Origin of the sequence: Pseudomonas fluorescens (genome assembly GCF_041354075.1) — a bacterium.
GTDB classification, from domain to species: Bacteria; Pseudomonadota; Gammaproteobacteria; order Pseudomonadales; family Pseudomonadaceae; genus Aquipseudomonas; species Aquipseudomonas fluorescens_CE.
This window is the reverse complement of record NZ_JARZGC010000027.1, coordinates 1-15,093: the sequence shown is the minus strand read 5'-3', so window position 1 is coordinate 15,093 and position 15,093 is coordinate 1. Positions and strand designations below refer to the sequence as shown.

The window sequence follows — 15,093 nt, the reverse complement described above, 5'->3', positions numbered from 1 at the left end:
GGAGAACAACGGTTTAAGGCAAAAGACGAGCCGGCAACAGACGCATCAACTGCGTATCGAACCAGGCCACGAAGGCCGGCGAGGGGGCAGCATCGACTGTCAGGTACCACCAATCGGCGGCGGCGAAGGCGCGGCACTTCACCGCGTCCTTTTCGGTCATCACCACGGGCAATGACGGTGTGAAATTCAAGGCCTGCACGCTGTATTCGGCGTGATCGGCAAACGCGTGGGGCACTGGCTGCCAGTGTAGCGTTTCGAGGGTGGTGAAGAAACGCTGCGGATTGCCGATGCCGGCCACTGCATGCAGCGCCTGGCCGGCGGGGAAGTGGTCCAGGGCACGCCGCTCGCCGCTCTGCAGATTGACCAGCGCGCCGGGTTGCAAGGTAAAGGCAAAACCGTCCGCACGGTCCTGGGCGGCACCGTTGTACAGCACGGCGTCGACGCTGTGCAGGCGCTCGACCGGCTCACGCAGGGGGCCGGCGGGCAGGCAACGTCCATTGCCCAAGCCACGGGCCGCGTCGATCAGGACCAGTTCAAGGTCCCGCGCCAGGCGATAATGCTGCATGCCGTCATCGGACAGGATCAGGTCCAGCGGCTCGCTCGCCAACAGCGCCTTGACCGCGCGGCTGCGGTCCGGATCGATCATCAAGGGCACGCCGGTACGCTGGACGATCAGCAATGGCTCGTCGCCCGCCACGGCGGCATCCTGCTCGGCTTCGACGCGCCATGGCAGTTGTGGCGGTCTGGCACCGTAACCGCGACTCACCACGCCGACCCGCAGGCCGCTGCGCTGGCAGTGCTGGATCATCCACAGAATCAGCGGGGTCTTGCCGGTGCCGCCCACGGTGATGTTACCGACCACGATCAGGGGCACCGGCGGCTGATAGATCTCACCCTCACCCGCCAGAAAGCGTTCGCGCTTGCGGGTGACCACGCGCCGGTACAACCATTCCAGCGGCTGCAACAATTTCAGGGCTGGATGCCCCTGATACCACGCGGCGAGCAAACGATCGGACATGGCCATCAGGGCGCGGGCGGCGCCGCCTCGACTGTGGTCATGCGCAGATGGCTGAAGCCCAGCTTGCCGGCGGCATCCATGGCCGTGATGACCGACTGGTGCTGGGTCTTGCCGTCAGCGCTGATGGACAGCGGCAGATTGGTGTCGCCAGCGGACTCTTTCCGCAAGGCGTCCATCAAGGTGGCGAGATCGCTCTTTGGCAGGATCTGGTTATTCACCGAGAACACGCCGTCGGCACTGATGGTCACATCCAGATGTTTCGCCTGGTCTTCGGCGGGCGAACCGCTGACCGCTTCGGGCAAGTCCACGCGCAACTGGGTTTCACGGGTGAAGGTTGTGGTCACGACGAAAAACAGCAACAGGATGAACACCACGTCGATCAGCGACGCGAGGTTGATGTCTACGTTCTCCCGTGGCTTGCGACGGAATTTCACGCTTTTTTACCCTCGTGCAAGTCCACGTCGCGATCACCCTGCACCACCTCGACCAGCTTGATCGCTTCCTGCTCCATGCCCACCACCAGTTCATCGATGCGGCGTTGCAGGAATCGGTGGAAGAACACTGCCGGAATACCCACCATCAGGCCCGCTGCCGTGGTGATCAAGGCCTTGGAAATACCGCCGGCCAACACCGCCGCGTTGGTGGTCATGCCCGTGCCCATGAAGGCGCTGAAAATGTCGATCATGCCCAGCACGGTGCCGAGCAGGCCCAGCAAAGGCGCCATGGCGGCAATGGTGCCCAGTGCATTGATGTAGCGTTCCAGTTCGTGAATGACCCGTGCCGCGGCTTCCTCGATGCACTCCTTCATGATCTCGCGGCCGTGTTTGGAGTTGGCCAGGCCTGCCGCCAGGATCTCACCCAGGGGCGAGTTGGCGCGCAGCTCCTTGAGCTTTTCCTTGTTGAGCTGCTTGTCCTTGATCCACACCCAGACCTGGCCGAGCAGATGCTCCGGGGTCACGCGGCTGGCTCGCAGGGTCCACAGACGTTCGGCGACGATCGCCATGGCCGCGATGGAACTCAGAATGATCGGCAGCATCATCCAGCCGCCGGATTTGACCAATTCCCACACAGTGTCAGTCCCCTCGAAAAAGTGCGCCACTCTAACATAGGGGGGTCGGTTCACCGAAGCGCGTGATGTCGCATCCGGTCGGGCGTAGACAGGCGGCGCTCAGGGCGCGAGACGCCAGAAACGCCGTTGCTGACGCATCGTCCAGGCCGGCTCGAAGCGTCCAAGACGCAGACGAATGGCGCCCTGCTCGGCGCTGTCATGCACGATCATGCCGCGCTTTCGATACCGCGCCATGACCCTGGGATGCGGGTGGCCGAACGAATTGCCGTTGCCACGTGAAATCAGCACCGCTGTGGGTTGCAGCGTCGCCAGCAAGGCCATCGAGGACGAACTGCGGCTGCCATGGTGCGGCGCCTGCAACCACTGGGTGGGCACGGCCAGCGGACTGTCGAGCAGGGCGCGCTCGGCGGCGCTGTCGATGTCACCGCTGAGCAACAAACGTTCACCCTTGGCCTCGATCTGCAGCACACAGGACTTCTGATTGCTGTCCGAGGCCTGGGGCCATTGCCAGAGCTGGAAGCTGACACCATCCCAGCTCCATTGCTGGCCGCTGTCACACGGCTGCGCGTGCAATTCATCGGGCAGCGCCACGGGGTCGCCGCTGATGACCCGGGTCACCGCCAGCCCCTTGGCAATCGCCTGCGCGCCGCCTGCATGATCGGCGTCCGCATGACTGATCAACATCAGGTCGAGCCGGTCCACGCCCAGTTTGCGCAAGGTCGGCAGGACGACACGCTCGCCAAGGTCGACGTCGCGCAAGCGTGGACCGCTGTCGTACAGCAAGGTGTGATGACGGGTTCGCACCAGCGTCGCCAGCCCCTGGCCGACATCCAGTTGCCAGACTTCGGCGATGCCTTCGGCCAACTGGGGCCTGGGCGCGAACACCAGCATCAGCAGCAGCGGCCACCCCAACGGACGCAGCGGTACGCCACGGGGCAGCAACAGGAGCAGTGCGCCAAGGCTTGCCAAGGCCCACGCCCAGAATGGAATCGCCACCGGCACCCACGCCGGCGCGTGCCCGGCCAGCCATGCAAGGCCCTTGAACAGCCCGTCGATCAGCCCGCCGGCCAGCCACAGCAAGCCTTCTCCCACGTAAGGGACAGGCAGCAACAGCGTGCCCGACAAGGCCAGCGGCAACACCAGCAGACTGATCCAGGGCACCGCCAGCAGATTGGCGAGCGGGCCGCTGAGGCTGATCGGCAATCCCAGCACCAGCAGCAAGGGGCCCAAGCCGATGGCCATCAACCATTGTGCGCGGGTCCAGGTCTGCCACCATCGCCAGGGCCCGAGGCGGCCGCCAAAAGTGAAGATCAGCACCGCCACCGCCGCGAAGGACAACCAGAAACCCGGCAGCAGGCTGACCAGCGGATCGAACAGCAGAACCGCATTCAGGGCCAGCAACAGCGGCCACCAGGCGCCAAGGTGGCGAAAACGCAGGCGCCACAACAGCACCAGGCCGATCATCACGCAGGCCCGCCGCACGGGCACTTCGAACCCCGCCAGCAGCCCGTAGCCCAGCGCCGAGGCGAATGCCAGCCCGCACGCCCAGGGCAGCCACGGCAAACGGTTCGGCCATAGCCCGTAACGAGCCAAACCGGCGATCAACAGGTACATCACGCCGGCCAGCAGGCCGATGTGCTGCCCGGAAATCACCAGCAGGTGCACGGTGCCAGTGTCCTGCAGCACCTGCCAATCTTCGCGGGTGAGCCCGGCGCCGTCGCCCAGCACCAGCGCCGCCAGAGCCCCGGCCCGGCCCTGGGCATCCACTGCCTGCAAGTGTTTGCGCACGTCGTCGCGCCAGGCCCAACGGGCTTCGGCGAGGCGCTGGCCAGCCTTGACGATGCCGGTGCTGCCGATGCGTTGCGCCAGCAACCAGGCGTCGTAGTCGAAGGCATGAGGATTGAGCAACCCGGCCGGACGCTTCAACTTCACCGCCAGCCGCCACCGTTCGCCGCTGTTGACCGGCGGCCCGTCGTACCAGGCCAGGCGCAGGCTTTGCGGCACCTTTGCCCGACGCGAACGGACGTCGGTCAATTCGAATCGAACCACCCCTTCGCCGTTTTGCGGCAAACCCACCACCCGTCCCTCGACCCAACGGGTTTCACCATCGAGATCGAACGCCAGGCGATCCTCCAGCGCCCATTGCGCACTCGCGCAGGCCCAACTGAAGCCGAAGAGGAAAAACGCCAAAGGGTAGGTTCTGAACGGCAACAGCATCAAAGCGGCCACCGGCAACACCCCCCACAACCAGACCGGCGGCAATGCCGGTAAAAAACGCAAGGTCAGCAGACCCAACGCCAGCGCCATCATCCCTGTGCGCATAAGCCCGTCCTTGAGAGTCCCCCTTCTAGTCATAGCCGGCTGACGGCACGAGCGTGGTCAATAATTGTCACAAACTCTGAATAGGCGGTTCATGGAATCCAGACATACTTGCCGCCTTGACCGACCGAGAAGCCCTATGCCCCGGCGCTTATTCAAACGTTACATGCCAGACCCGACCAGCATCAGGGAACATCAATCCTTGCGCTTTCTCGGCACCCTGCTGCATGACCCGAACCTCTGGCACCTCAATCGCCACTCGGTGGCCCGTGCCATGGCGGTGGGGCTGTTCGCGGCGTTCCTGCCGATTCCCATGCAAATGCTGGTGGCCGCTGCCCTGGCCGTCGTGGTGCGCGGCAATATGCCGATCGCCGTCAGCCTGGTCTGGCTGACCAACCCGATCACCATGCCGGCGGTGTTTTTCTGCACCTATCAGATGGGCGCCTGGCTGATGAACGTGCCCGCCAGGACCTTGCCGGACGAATTGACCTGGGAATGGATCAGCGGCGAGTTGTCGACCTTGTGGCAACCCTTCCTGCTGGGATCGGTGGTGACAGGCCTGCTGCTGGGCGCGCTCGCGTATTGTCTGGTGATGGTGTACTGGCGGTGGTGGGTGAGTCGGCAGTGGGCGCGGCGCAAGAAAAGGCGGATGGGGTGACCTCGGTTCTGTTTTGGACTGGGTAAATATCCGTTTTTTGGGTGATGGCGGATTATGGTTCCGCCAGCCGCCCTCACAAATAAAATGGATCTACACCCGTGAAATGGATACGCGCACAGACCCATAGCCCCCCGAAGAAATCCCTTAAGTCCTCATCCCTCGCCCACTCACCAGCAACCGCGCGCAGCCGACATACAGCACCACCGTGGCCACCAGCATGAAAGTGATCGCCACGCTGATCCTGATGTCCGACACCCCCAGGATGCCGAAGCGGAAGGCATTGACCATGTGCAACACAGGGTTCGCCAGGGAAACGGTCTGCCAGAACGGCGACAGCAACGAGATCGAATAGAACACACCGCCCAGGTAGGTCAGTGGCGTCAGCACGAAGGTCGGGATGATCGAAATGTCATCGAAGTTGCGCGCAAACACTGCGTTGATGAAACCCAGCAGCGAGAAGATCGTCGCCGTCAGCACCACGACCAGAATGGTGATGCCCAGGTGATGCACCTGCAGGTGGGTGAAGAACATCGACAGCAGCGTGACAATCAGCCCGACCATCAACCCGCGCAGCACACCGCCGAGGGTAAAGCCGATCAGGATGGTGTGCGGCGATACCGGCGACACCATCAATTCCTCGATGGAGCGCTGGAACTTGCTGCCGAAGAAACTCGACACCACGTTGCCATAGGAGTTGGTGATCACCGACATCATGATCAGCCCCGGCACGATGTATTCCATGTAGGTGAAACCACCCATGTCACCGATCTGCCGGCCAATCAGGTTACCGAAAATGACAAAGTACAGAACCATGGTGATGGCCGGTGGCAGCAAGGTCTGCGGCCAGATCCGCGTGAAGCGCCTGACCTCACGGTAAACGATGGTGTTGAGGGCGACGAGGTTGGGTCGCAGCTCGGAATTCATACGGCCACCTTCGACAGATTTTTCTCCACCAGGGACACGAACAACTCCTCGAGACGATTGGTTTTGTTACGCAGGCTCAATACTTCGATGTTCTGCTGCGCCAGCTGGGTGAACAGCGCGGTGATGCCCATGGTCTTCTCGACCTGGACCTCAAGGGTATGCGCATCGAGCAATCGGCACGGGTAACCGAGCAACTGCGGCGCGACACTCAGTGCGTTGCGGGTGTCGAGCAGGAAGGTCTCCACATGCAATTGGCCCAGCAGCTGTTTCATGCTGGTGTTCTCGACGATGGTGCCGTGGTCGATGATCCCGATATGACGGCACAACTGCTCAGCCTCCTCCAGGTAATGCGTGGTGAGGATGATGGTGATGCCTTTCTGGTTCAGTTCGGTGAGGAAGGTCCACATCGAACGACGCAGTTCGATATCCACCCCCGCCGTCGGCTCGTCGAGGATCAGCAGGCGCGGTTCGTGGACCAGCGCACGGGCGATCATCAGGCGACGCTTCATGCCGCCAGACAGCGAACGTGACGGTACATCGCGCTTGTCCCACAGGCCGAGCTGGGTCAGGTACTGCTCGGCGCGTTGCTTGGCGACTTTCGGCGGGATGCCGTAGTAACCCGCCTGGGTCACGACGATGTCGAAGGTTTTTTCGAACTGGTTGAAGTTGAATTCCTGCGGCACGACGCCGATGGAGCGCTTGAGCTGCGCAGGATTTCGGTCCAGGTCGTGGCCAAAGATATTCACCGTGCCGCTGGTCTTGTTCACCAGGGTCGAGAGAATGCCGATGGTCGTGGATTTGCCGGCACCGTTAGGGCCGAGCAAGGCGAAAAAGTCACCTTCGGCGACGTCCAGATCGATACCACTCAGGGCCTGGAAACCGTTGCCGTAGGTTTTGGTTAGCTGCCGGATGGACAGAGCGGAACTCATATCGGGTCTACGCACCAAGAAGGAGAAAAAGAACAAATAAGGGCGGGCGGCGCACAACGCAACCGAAGCGCAAGAGCACAATGGTGCGTGTCGCCGCCACACAAGTACAGTGAAGTGTGTCGATAGTCAGTATTAAGTCAAAGCGGTCATGACGGCCTTGCGATACGCCGGACGCTGCTGCAGCCGTGCGTACCAGGCTTGCAGGTGAGGTTGCGGGGCACGCTCGATCGGCATCTCGAACCAGGCATAAATGAAACTGCCGAGGGGGATGTCGCCCATGCCGATTTCATCGCCCGACAGGTACGGCTTGAGCGCCAGCGCCTGATCGGCCATCGACAACAAGGTGTCGCATTCCCTGATCGCCGCATGGATGGCGGGCCAGTCCTGCTGATCGGCCGGCGTGCGCAGAACACCCCAGAACACCGTGCGGAACGGGCCGGCAAAACTCGATGTGGTCCAGTCCATCCACTTGTCGGCAATGGCGCGCGCCTTCAGGTCGTCCGGATACCACGCGGTGCCCGGGGCATGCCGGGCCAACAGGTAGCGCACGATCGCATTGGACTCCCACAGCACGAAACCATCGTCCTCGATCACCGGCACCCGGCCATTGGGGTTCATCGCCCGGTACTGCGGCGTGTCGACGACGCCAAAGGCACCGCCCGCATCGATGGCTTCATAGGCCAGGTCCAGCTCTTCGGCCGCCCACAAGGGCTTCCTGACATTCGACGAATTTTTCCGACCCCAGATTTTCAGCATGGCTGCCTCTTGATGGATGAATGCCAGGGCAGCATACGCCGGATCAGGTGCGGCTCGCATCCGCCAGCACATCAGCCTGCATATCGCTTTGCATGTCACCCAGCAGCAGCGGCAATGCTTCGCCGAACAAATGCGGGTAGCACTTTTTCAGGTGCTCGAAAAAGAAGGCCTGCGGTACGTCGGCGAACTGGCCGTGGTCGACCAGATACTCCATCAACGGCTCGCCGTCGCGATTGAAGGGGTGGAACACGCTGTCGTTGACGCCATCGAATTCCAGCGGCGCCACCTTGAACAGTTCACACAACTGCTGATTGAACGCCGGCGTGGCCTTGACCCAGCGGCCGTTCAGGAACAGTTCGGTATAACCGTGCATGGCGAACACATCGCTCTTGAGCAACGCCAGCAGGCGCGGGGTCGACAGATGATTGCGCACATCCGCCAGGCCGATCCGCGCGGCAATCCCGCAGTGGCGAGCAGCACCGGCCAGCAGCGTGGCCTTGGGTACGCAGTAACTTTCCCCGGCCGCCAGTGCGTGGCTGCCGCGCAGGGTGCCGGGGTCGCGACTGAAGGTGTAGGGGTTGTACCGCACGGCCTCACGCACTGCGTAGTAGAGATTGATCGCCTGTTCGAGCGGATCGCGACCTTTGCCACGGTGTTTTTCGGCGAACTCCACCACCGACGGATGGTCACTATCGATGAAGAGACCGGGACTCAAATACTCGTGCATGCGAACAATCTCCTGAATAAGCCACGAGTCTAGCGACAGGTTCAGCACAGAGATAACGACGTTTCGGCCAAACATGGACGCTTTGCCGCCCGCCCCTCGAACGATTGGTGCGCTGTGCTGCCAACCGATCCTACGAACCCTTTGAAGATTTCCCACGATTTCAATCACACCGCTCTGACTCACCGGTTTCGCGGATGCCGTCTAAGCTCTGAAGGTTGTTTTTGCCCTTGTTTCCCGGAGGATTAAATATGCTGCTGTTGTGGATGCTGGTTCTGGTTGTCGGGATTGCGTATTTAGCCCACCGCCGTATCGCCCCCATGCCTGCCCTGTGCATCGTTGCCGTTTACGTGGTGGCGATGGGCGCTTTCAGTCGCGCGCCGGGCTGGTTGCTGCTGGTCCTGTGGTTGTTGATCGCCGCCGTCGCCCTCCCGCTGTTGCTGCCCGACCTGCGCCGCAAATACTTCAGCGCGCCGCTGTTCGACTGGTTCCAGAAAACCCTGCCGCCGATGTCGGAAACCGAGCGCGACGCCATCGACGCCGGCACGGTGTGGTGGGACGGTGAACTGTTCAGCGGTCGTCCGGACTGGGACAAGTTGCTGTCCTACCCCAAGGTCCAATTGACCGAAGAGGAACAGGCCTTCATCGATGGCCCGACCGAAGAACTCTGCGCCATGGTCACCGACTGGCAGATCGGCCAGGACATGGACCTCCCCGCCGAAGCCTGGGCGCACATCAAGGACAACGGCTTCTTCGCCCTGATCATTCCCAGGGAGTATGGCGGCAAGGGTTTTTCCGCCTACGCCCACTCCCAGGTGGCGATGAAACTGGCGACCCGCAGCGGCGACCTCGCGTCCACCGTAATGGTCCCCAACTCCCTCGGCCCCGCCGAGCTGCTGTTGCACTACGGCACCGACGAACAACGCAACCATTACCTGCCACGACTGGCGCGTGGCGATGACATCCCATGCTTCGCCCTGACCGGGCCACTGGCCGGCTCCGATGCCGGCTCGATGCCTGACACCGGCGTGATCTGCAAGGGTGAATGGAACGGCCAGGAAACCCTTGGCCTGCGTCTGAACTGGGAAAAGCGTTACATCACCCTGGGCCCGGTGGCCACCCTCCTCGGCCTGGCTTTCAAGGCCTATGACCCCGATCACCTGCTGGGTGAGGAAGAAGACCTGGGCATCAGCCTGGCGCTGATTCCCACCGATACGCCGGGCGTTGAAATCGGCCGGCGCCACCTGCCGCTGGGCGCAGCCTTCATGAACGGCCCAAACGCCGGCAAGGACGTGTTCATCCCGCTGGACTTCCTGATCGGCGGCCAGGACATGCTCGGCAAGGGCTGGATGATGCTGATGAACTGCCTGTCGGTGGGGCGTTCGATTTCGCTGCCGGCGGTCGGCACTGGCGCGGCGAAGTTCACCAGCCTGGTGACCGGTCAATACGCGCAGATCCGTGAACAGTTCAACGTGCCGCTGTCGGCCTTCGAAGGCATCCAGGAAGCGATGGCGCGTATCGGCGGCAATGCCTGGATGATGGACGCGGCGCGGATGCTCACCGCCAACGCGGTGGATCTTGGCGAGAAACCGTCAGTGCTCTCGGCCATCCTCAAGTATCACCTCACCGAACGCGGCCGCGAGTGCATCAGCCACGCGATGGATGTGCACGGCGGCAAGGCGATCATCATGGGCCCGAACAATTATCTGGGCCGCAGCTGGAACGGCGCACCGATCTTCATCACCGTGGAAGGCGCCAACATCCTTTCGCGCAACCTGATGATCTTCGGCCAGGGCGCGATTCGCTGCCATCCATTCGTGCTGAAGGAAATGGCCCTCGCCGGACGTGAGGACAAGGACCAGGCGCTCACCGAATTCGATGGCCTGCTGCTCAGGCACATCGGTTTCGCCGTCAGCAACGCGGCCAGCACCCTGGTGCTCAACCTCGGCTTCGGTCACTTCGAGAAGGCGCCGGGCAACAAGCTCAGCCAGGGCTATTTCCGCGCGCTCAACCGTCAGGCGGCGGCATTCGCCATGCTCGCCGACCTGAGCATGATGCTGCTCGGTGGCGAGCTGAAACGCCGCGAACGCCTGTCGGCGCGTCTGGGGGATGTGCTCAGCAACCTGTACCTGGCTTCCGCCGCGCTCAAACGCTATCACGACCTGGATTCACCCGAGCACATGGCGCCGCTGTTCAACTGGGCGATGGAGGAAAGCCTCGGCCAGTCGGAACGCGCGCTGGATGAACTGCTGACCAACTTCCCGAACAAAGTGCTGGGCTGCCTGCTGCGGGTCATCGTGTTTCCATTCGGACGCCGGCACAAAGGCCCGTCGGACAAACTCGGCGCCGAAGTCGCGGCGGTGATTGGCCGGGCCAAAGGCGATCCGACCCTGGAGGAACTGCTCGGTGGCTGCTTCCGCCCACAATCGGCCGATGACGCCGTCGGCGCCCTGCAGCACGCCTGCGACGTGTTGGAGGCGGTGAAACCTGCACAGAAAAAGCTGCATGTGGCGCTCAAGAGCGGTCAGGTCAAACCGTCGGCAGGGGAAAACGTCATCGATGCGGCGCTCGAGGCTGGCGTGTTGCAGCCAATGGAGGCCCACAGCCTGCAGGCCGCCGAAGTGGCGCGACGCAAGGTGATAGACGTCGACGATTTCGACAAGGAGCAACTGGCCCTGGCACCGGGGAAAGTCCGCTGATCCCGCCAGCCATGTAAAAACCGGCGCGGGGGCTTTATACTCCCGCGCCCGTTTTGCTCTTGAGGACTTATCTCGTGTCCAACGTCGTTGCCGACCATCTCGTCTTGCTTGACCACTTGCGCAGCATTCTGGTCGCCGTGGGTGAGGCCGAACAGGTTCCCGAAGAAAGCCATGCCTTGTTCCTGGAGCGTTTCGACGAACTGCGTGCCTTGCTGCCGATCGACTCGATCGAAAGCCAGTATCTGGGCCAGGACATCCTGTGCCAGGTGATGACCCGTTACCCGCAAGTCGCTCACCTGGTGCCTCGCGACCTGCTGTGGTACTTCGCCGGCGACTGCCTGCACTACATGCCCGATGAAGAAATCGACCTGTACCAGGCCCTGGAAGATCGGCGCTTCGAAGCCGAACAGAACGACGAACCGTTCGACTGGAACCAGGAAAAACAGCTGCTGGCAATGTCGAACGACGCGAGCAAGCACTGACCTGTAACTGTACCTGTAGGAGCGAGCATGGTCCGGGCGGCGTTCCGACGATGGACGTTAACGATGACGTGGGGTACCTGGCACCCCGCGGTGTTTCAGAGCCCATCGTCGGAACGCCGCCCGGACCATGCTCGCTCCTACAGTTGACGGCACACGCTTTCAAAACAACCCATCACTCTCCGGCAGCTCATACGCCGTCGCGACCTTGCCCGGCTTGCCCAGGGTCGGCTCCTTCTCCAGACACTCCACCAGATAATCGATCAGCACCCGCAACTTCGGCGGCAGATAACGGGTGGGCGAATGCAATAACCATGCGCCGCCGTGGTACGACGCCAGAAACGTCCAGTCCGGCAACACCTGCACGATCAACCCCTGCTCCAGCGCATGACGTGCCGTGAAGTACGGCAAGCTGCCAATGCCGATGTGTTGCAACACCGCGCCCAGTCGTACGCCGGTGTGATTGGCGGCATAGCGCCCACGCACGCCGACGGTGACCGACTTGGTGCCCTGCTTGAATTTCCAGCGTGCATCGCTTGGCGTTTCGCCCAGGTAGATACAACTGTGGTTGAGCAAGTCGTGGGGATGGGTCGGGGTGCCATGTTCCGCCAGGTACTGCGGTGTCGCGCACAGCATGTGGTCGATGGTCAGCAATTGCCGCCCTACCAGGCCGGCGGGCGGATGATCGGTGATGCGAATCGCCAGGTCGACCTGCTCGTCGATCAGGTCCACCTCCCGGTCCTCCAGCAACAACTCCACGTCAACCTTGGGATAACGCCGCAGGAACTCGGGCATGTGCGGGTGGATCACGAAACGCCCGACCGCCTTGGGAACGCTGACGCGCACCAGCCCTTGCGCCTCATCGGTGAACTGGCCACTGATCTCCATGACCGACTTGGCAGCGCTGACCATCTCCCGACAGCGCTTGAAGACCTCCTCGCCCGCATCGCTCAGACGTAACTTGCGCGTGGTGCGTTGCAGCAGGCGCGTGGCCAAGGCCTTCTCCAGGCGCGAAATGCTGCGACTGATCGCCGAGGGCGAGGCGCCCAGCTGACGTGCGGCCTCGGAGAAACTACCGGTCTCGACGACCTTGACGAAAATCGCCATTTCGCCGAGCAATGGCAGGGGAAGATTTATGCTCACGACGCAACAGTCCTTTGATGTTTGAACGGATTATCACGCAATTGCGCGATTCATATAATGAAATCCGTAATCGTTGACGATGGCATGAACTATGACGCTTCGCCTGTTTTTCCATAGTGATGACCTCAAGGCCAACGTGGAAGTCCTGCAATGCACGCCCCACGAGCATGAATTCGCCGTGGAGTTGCGTGCCACACTGTTTCACCCCCAGGGCGGCGGACAGCCCTTTGACACCGGCCGGATCGGCGACAGCCAGGTACTGCGGGTGGTGCAGGATCCGGAGCACATCCTGCACTTCGTCGATCGCCCTGTAGCGCCGGGCATGACCCAGATTCGCGTCGATGAACCGCGTCGCCGGTTCAATACGCGGATGCATTCAGCCGGTCACCTGATCGGTCACTTCGTGCAAGCCATGGGCTGGATGCCGATCAAGGCGCACCACTGGCCTGGCGAAGGACGGGTGCAGTTCAAACCGACGGATTCGGCGCAGGAGGTGGATGCCCGGACCATCGCGTTCGGCCTCGAACAATGGATCGCCCATGACCTGCCGCGCCTGACCTCGTTGCGCGAAGGCGCCCGGGAAATCGGTTTTGGTGACCTGCCGGCCTACGGCTGCGGCGGTACCCATGTACGGAGCCTGAAGGAATTGGGCCACGTCACGATTGCATCCGTTTCGCAGAAGAAAGGCACCCTGTCGGTCCACTACAGCGTGGACTGAGCCCGCAGGCAATCGCCGTTCCGTTGACTATCAATTAAATGGACTTTAACCATGATGCTTGACGTTGAGCGTCTCGATGAGACGTGCATAAAAAAACTGGCCACCGAAGAAGTCCTCGCCTTGCGCGTGAAACGCTTCCTGGCGCCGTCGCTGGCCAAACAGATTGGCGACCGGGTTCTCGAACCGGGGTTCGAGGGCTATCTCAACGCGCCGAGTATCGGTCGCATCGGCATGGCCTTTTATGAAGCAGAGAACCAGCCCGTGCTGGTCGAGGACTATTTCGCACGTGCAACCCGCAACATCGCAGAGTTGCGCGAGCGCTGCGCACCCTACGCCTCGCCGGTCGACACCCTGCGCTGCATGCTCGACGAATCCTGGCCGGCCGGGGCCCATCTGGAAAACCTCTATGGCCGCAAGATGTCCGTCGGGCTCGCCCGGGTGGTGAAGCCCGGGATCCGCTTCCTGGCCCATCACGACATCCTCGCCAGGGATGCACCCGACAGCTACCAGGCACACAGCCTCGATGCACAGTTCGCCTGCAACCTGTATCTGAGCATGCCTGCCGAGGGTGGCGCGCTGCAGATGTGGAATCACGATATTTCCCCGGACCGGTTCGACGCCCTGCGCGGCGACAGCTACGGCATCGACCCGGCCTTGCTCGGCGCACCCGCCCTGCAAGTGCGTCCCGAGCCCGGTGATTTCATCATGTTCAATTCGCGCTGCATGCACGCCGTCACACCTGGCGTGGCGGATCCACGCCTGAGCCTTTCATTTTTTGTCGGCTATCGCGGCAATGCTTCACCCCTGACGTTCTGGAGTTGAGATGCAGTATTCGAATTACCTGGGTGAATTCCTGGCGCTGGCGATCATTCATTTTCTGGCCGTGGTGGCCCCGGGGCCAGACTTCGCGATCACCATCCGCCAGAGCGTGCGTTTCGGTCGAGGCGTGGGCATCTGCACCGCGCTGGGCATAGGCGCGGGCATTTCCGTGCACGTGCTTTACACCCTGCTGGGTGTCGGGACCCTGATGCACACCCTGCCCTGGCTGTTGACCGTGGCCAAGATCATCGGCGGCGCCTACATCCTCTACCTCGGCATCAACCTGTTGCGCAGCCAACCCAAGACGATGCTCGACATTGCAAGGAACCCGGACGAACCGCTGGCCGGACAATCGCTGACCAAGGCGTTCACCACCGGTTTCCTGACCAATGCCACCAACCCCAAGGCGACACTGTTTTTCCTGGCGATTTTTACCACCCTCATCAACACCGCCACCCCGCTGGGGATTCAGGCGCTGTACGGGGCCTGGATGTGCCTGGTGAATGCCTTGTGGTTCGTGATCGTTGCGCTGTTCTTTTCCAGCCACCGGGTGCGTGTTCTGTTCATGCGCATGGGGCACTGGTTCGAACGCACCATGGGGGTGATCCTGATTCTGTTCGCCGGGCGCCTGATTCTGTCGATGTGAAAACAGCCCACACACAAAAGGCCCGCTCAGTCTGACTGGCGGGCCTTTGGGTGGTCTGGAGACAAATCGAAAGCAAAAAAAAAACGCCGCTCAATGAGCGGCGTTTTTTCTGAATTTGGAGCGGGAAACGAGACTCGAACTCGCGACCCCGACCTTGGCAAGGTCGTGCTCTACCAACTGAGCTATTCCCGC

General features: G+C 62.0%; 15 protein-coding genes and 1 tRNA gene. 6 read left to right on the top strand and 10 right to left on the bottom strand.

Annotated elements, in window-relative coordinates:
* Positions 1-13: 13 nt before the first annotated feature.
* The 4 genes from lpxK to QIW53_RS24405 all read right to left on the bottom strand — a co-directional run bounded on the left by lpxK (position 14) and on the right by QIW53_RS24405 (position 4,409).
* Positions 14-1,024 carry a tetraacyldisaccharide 4'-kinase gene (gene lpxK, locus QIW53_RS24420; protein WP_371052121.1) on the bottom strand — a complete coding sequence of 337 codons (1,011 nt, stop codon included), beginning with the start codon at positions 1,022-1,024 and terminating at the stop codon, positions 14-16.
* Complete coding sequence (locus QIW53_RS24415) at positions 1,024-1,452, bottom strand: ExbD/TolR family protein (RefSeq protein WP_371052120.1); 429 nt, start codon at positions 1,450-1,452, stop codon at positions 1,024-1,026. Before QIW53_RS24415 ends, lpxK begins: the two co-directional genes overlap by 1 nt.
* Positions 1,449-2,087 (bottom strand): MotA/TolQ/ExbB proton channel family protein, encoded by a 639-nt coding sequence (locus QIW53_RS24410; protein ID WP_371052119.1) that lies wholly within the window; start codon positions 2,085-2,087, stop codon positions 1,449-1,451. The genes QIW53_RS24415 and QIW53_RS24410 overlap by 4 nt, the downstream gene beginning before the upstream one ends.
* A 99-nt stretch (positions 2,088-2,186) precedes the next feature.
* Complete coding sequence (locus QIW53_RS24405; RefSeq protein ID WP_371052118.1) at positions 2,187-4,409, bottom strand: DNA internalization-related competence protein ComEC/Rec2; 2,223 nt, start codon at positions 4,407-4,409, stop codon at positions 2,187-2,189.
* A 136-nt stretch (positions 4,410-4,545) separates the two neighbouring features.
* Here QIW53_RS24405 and QIW53_RS24400 point away from each other — a divergent pair, with 136 nt between their 5' ends.
* The gene (locus QIW53_RS24400; protein ID WP_371052117.1) at positions 4,546-5,064 is read left to right on the top strand and encodes a DUF2062 domain-containing protein; all 519 of its coding nucleotides are present in this window, start codon (positions 4,546-4,548) and stop codon (positions 5,062-5,064) included.
* Between the two features lie 144 nt (positions 5,065-5,208).
* Here the strand turns inward: QIW53_RS24400 and QIW53_RS24395 are convergent, their stop codons facing one another.
* From QIW53_RS24395 to QIW53_RS24380, 4 genes are all read right to left on the bottom strand, one after another.
* On the bottom strand, positions 5,209-5,988 hold the full coding sequence (locus tag QIW53_RS24395; protein ID WP_371052116.1) for an ABC transporter permease: 780 nt from the start codon (positions 5,986-5,988) through the stop codon (positions 5,209-5,211).
* Positions 5,985-6,917: an ABC transporter ATP-binding protein gene (locus tag QIW53_RS24390; protein ID WP_371052115.1), complete on the bottom strand. Its 933-nt coding sequence runs from the start codon at positions 6,915-6,917 to the stop codon at positions 5,985-5,987. Before QIW53_RS24390 ends, QIW53_RS24395 begins: the two co-directional genes overlap by 4 nt.
* Positions 6,918-7,049: 132 nt before the next feature.
* Complete coding sequence (locus QIW53_RS24385; protein WP_371052114.1) at positions 7,050-7,673, bottom strand: glutathione S-transferase family protein; 624 nt, start codon at positions 7,671-7,673, stop codon at positions 7,050-7,052.
* 43 nt (positions 7,674-7,716) lie between these two features.
* Entirely contained in the window at positions 7,717-8,400 is a 684-nt protein-coding gene (locus QIW53_RS24380; RefSeq protein WP_371052113.1) for a transglutaminase-like domain-containing protein, read from the bottom strand.
* 248 nt (positions 8,401-8,648) lie between these two features.
* On the opposite strand from QIW53_RS24380, the gene QIW53_RS24375 reads away from it, so the two are divergent.
* Both QIW53_RS24375 and QIW53_RS24370 read left to right on the top strand, forming a co-directional pair.
* Positions 8,649-11,096 (top strand): acyl-CoA dehydrogenase, encoded by a 2,448-nt coding sequence (locus QIW53_RS24375; RefSeq protein ID WP_371052112.1) that lies wholly within the window; start codon positions 8,649-8,651, stop codon positions 11,094-11,096.
* A gap of 74 nt (positions 11,097-11,170) precedes the next feature.
* Positions 11,171-11,578 (top strand): PA2817 family protein, encoded by a 408-nt coding sequence (locus QIW53_RS24370; RefSeq protein ID WP_371052111.1) that lies wholly within the window; start codon positions 11,171-11,173, stop codon positions 11,576-11,578.
* Between the two features lie 159 nt (positions 11,579-11,737).
* On the opposite strand, the gene QIW53_RS24365 is transcribed toward QIW53_RS24370, so the two are convergent.
* Positions 11,738-12,718, bottom strand: a complete 981-nt coding sequence (locus tag QIW53_RS24365; protein ID WP_371052110.1) for a LysR family transcriptional regulator — start codon at positions 12,716-12,718, stop codon at positions 11,738-11,740.
* A 91-nt stretch (positions 12,719-12,809) separates the two neighbouring features.
* Here QIW53_RS24365 and QIW53_RS24360 point away from each other — a divergent pair, with 91 nt between their 5' ends.
* From QIW53_RS24360 to QIW53_RS24350, 3 genes are read left to right on the top strand one after another with little or no spacing between them, the layout of a single operon-like run.
* Positions 12,810-13,436: an alanyl-tRNA editing protein gene (locus QIW53_RS24360; protein WP_371052109.1), complete on the top strand. Its 627-nt coding sequence runs from the start codon at positions 12,810-12,812 to the stop codon at positions 13,434-13,436.
* 51 nt (positions 13,437-13,487) lie between these two features.
* Positions 13,488-14,258, top strand: a complete 771-nt coding sequence (locus QIW53_RS24355) for a 2OG-Fe(II) oxygenase (protein WP_371052108.1) — start codon at positions 13,488-13,490, stop codon at positions 14,256-14,258.
* Position 14,259: 1 nt separating this feature from the next.
* Positions 14,260-14,901, top strand: a complete 642-nt coding sequence (locus QIW53_RS24350; RefSeq protein ID WP_371052107.1) for a LysE family translocator — start codon at positions 14,260-14,262, stop codon at positions 14,899-14,901.
* A 116-nt stretch (positions 14,902-15,017) separates the two neighbouring features.
* On the opposite strand, the gene QIW53_RS24345 is transcribed toward QIW53_RS24350, so the two are convergent.
* Positions 15,018-15,093, bottom strand: a tRNA-Gly gene (locus QIW53_RS24345).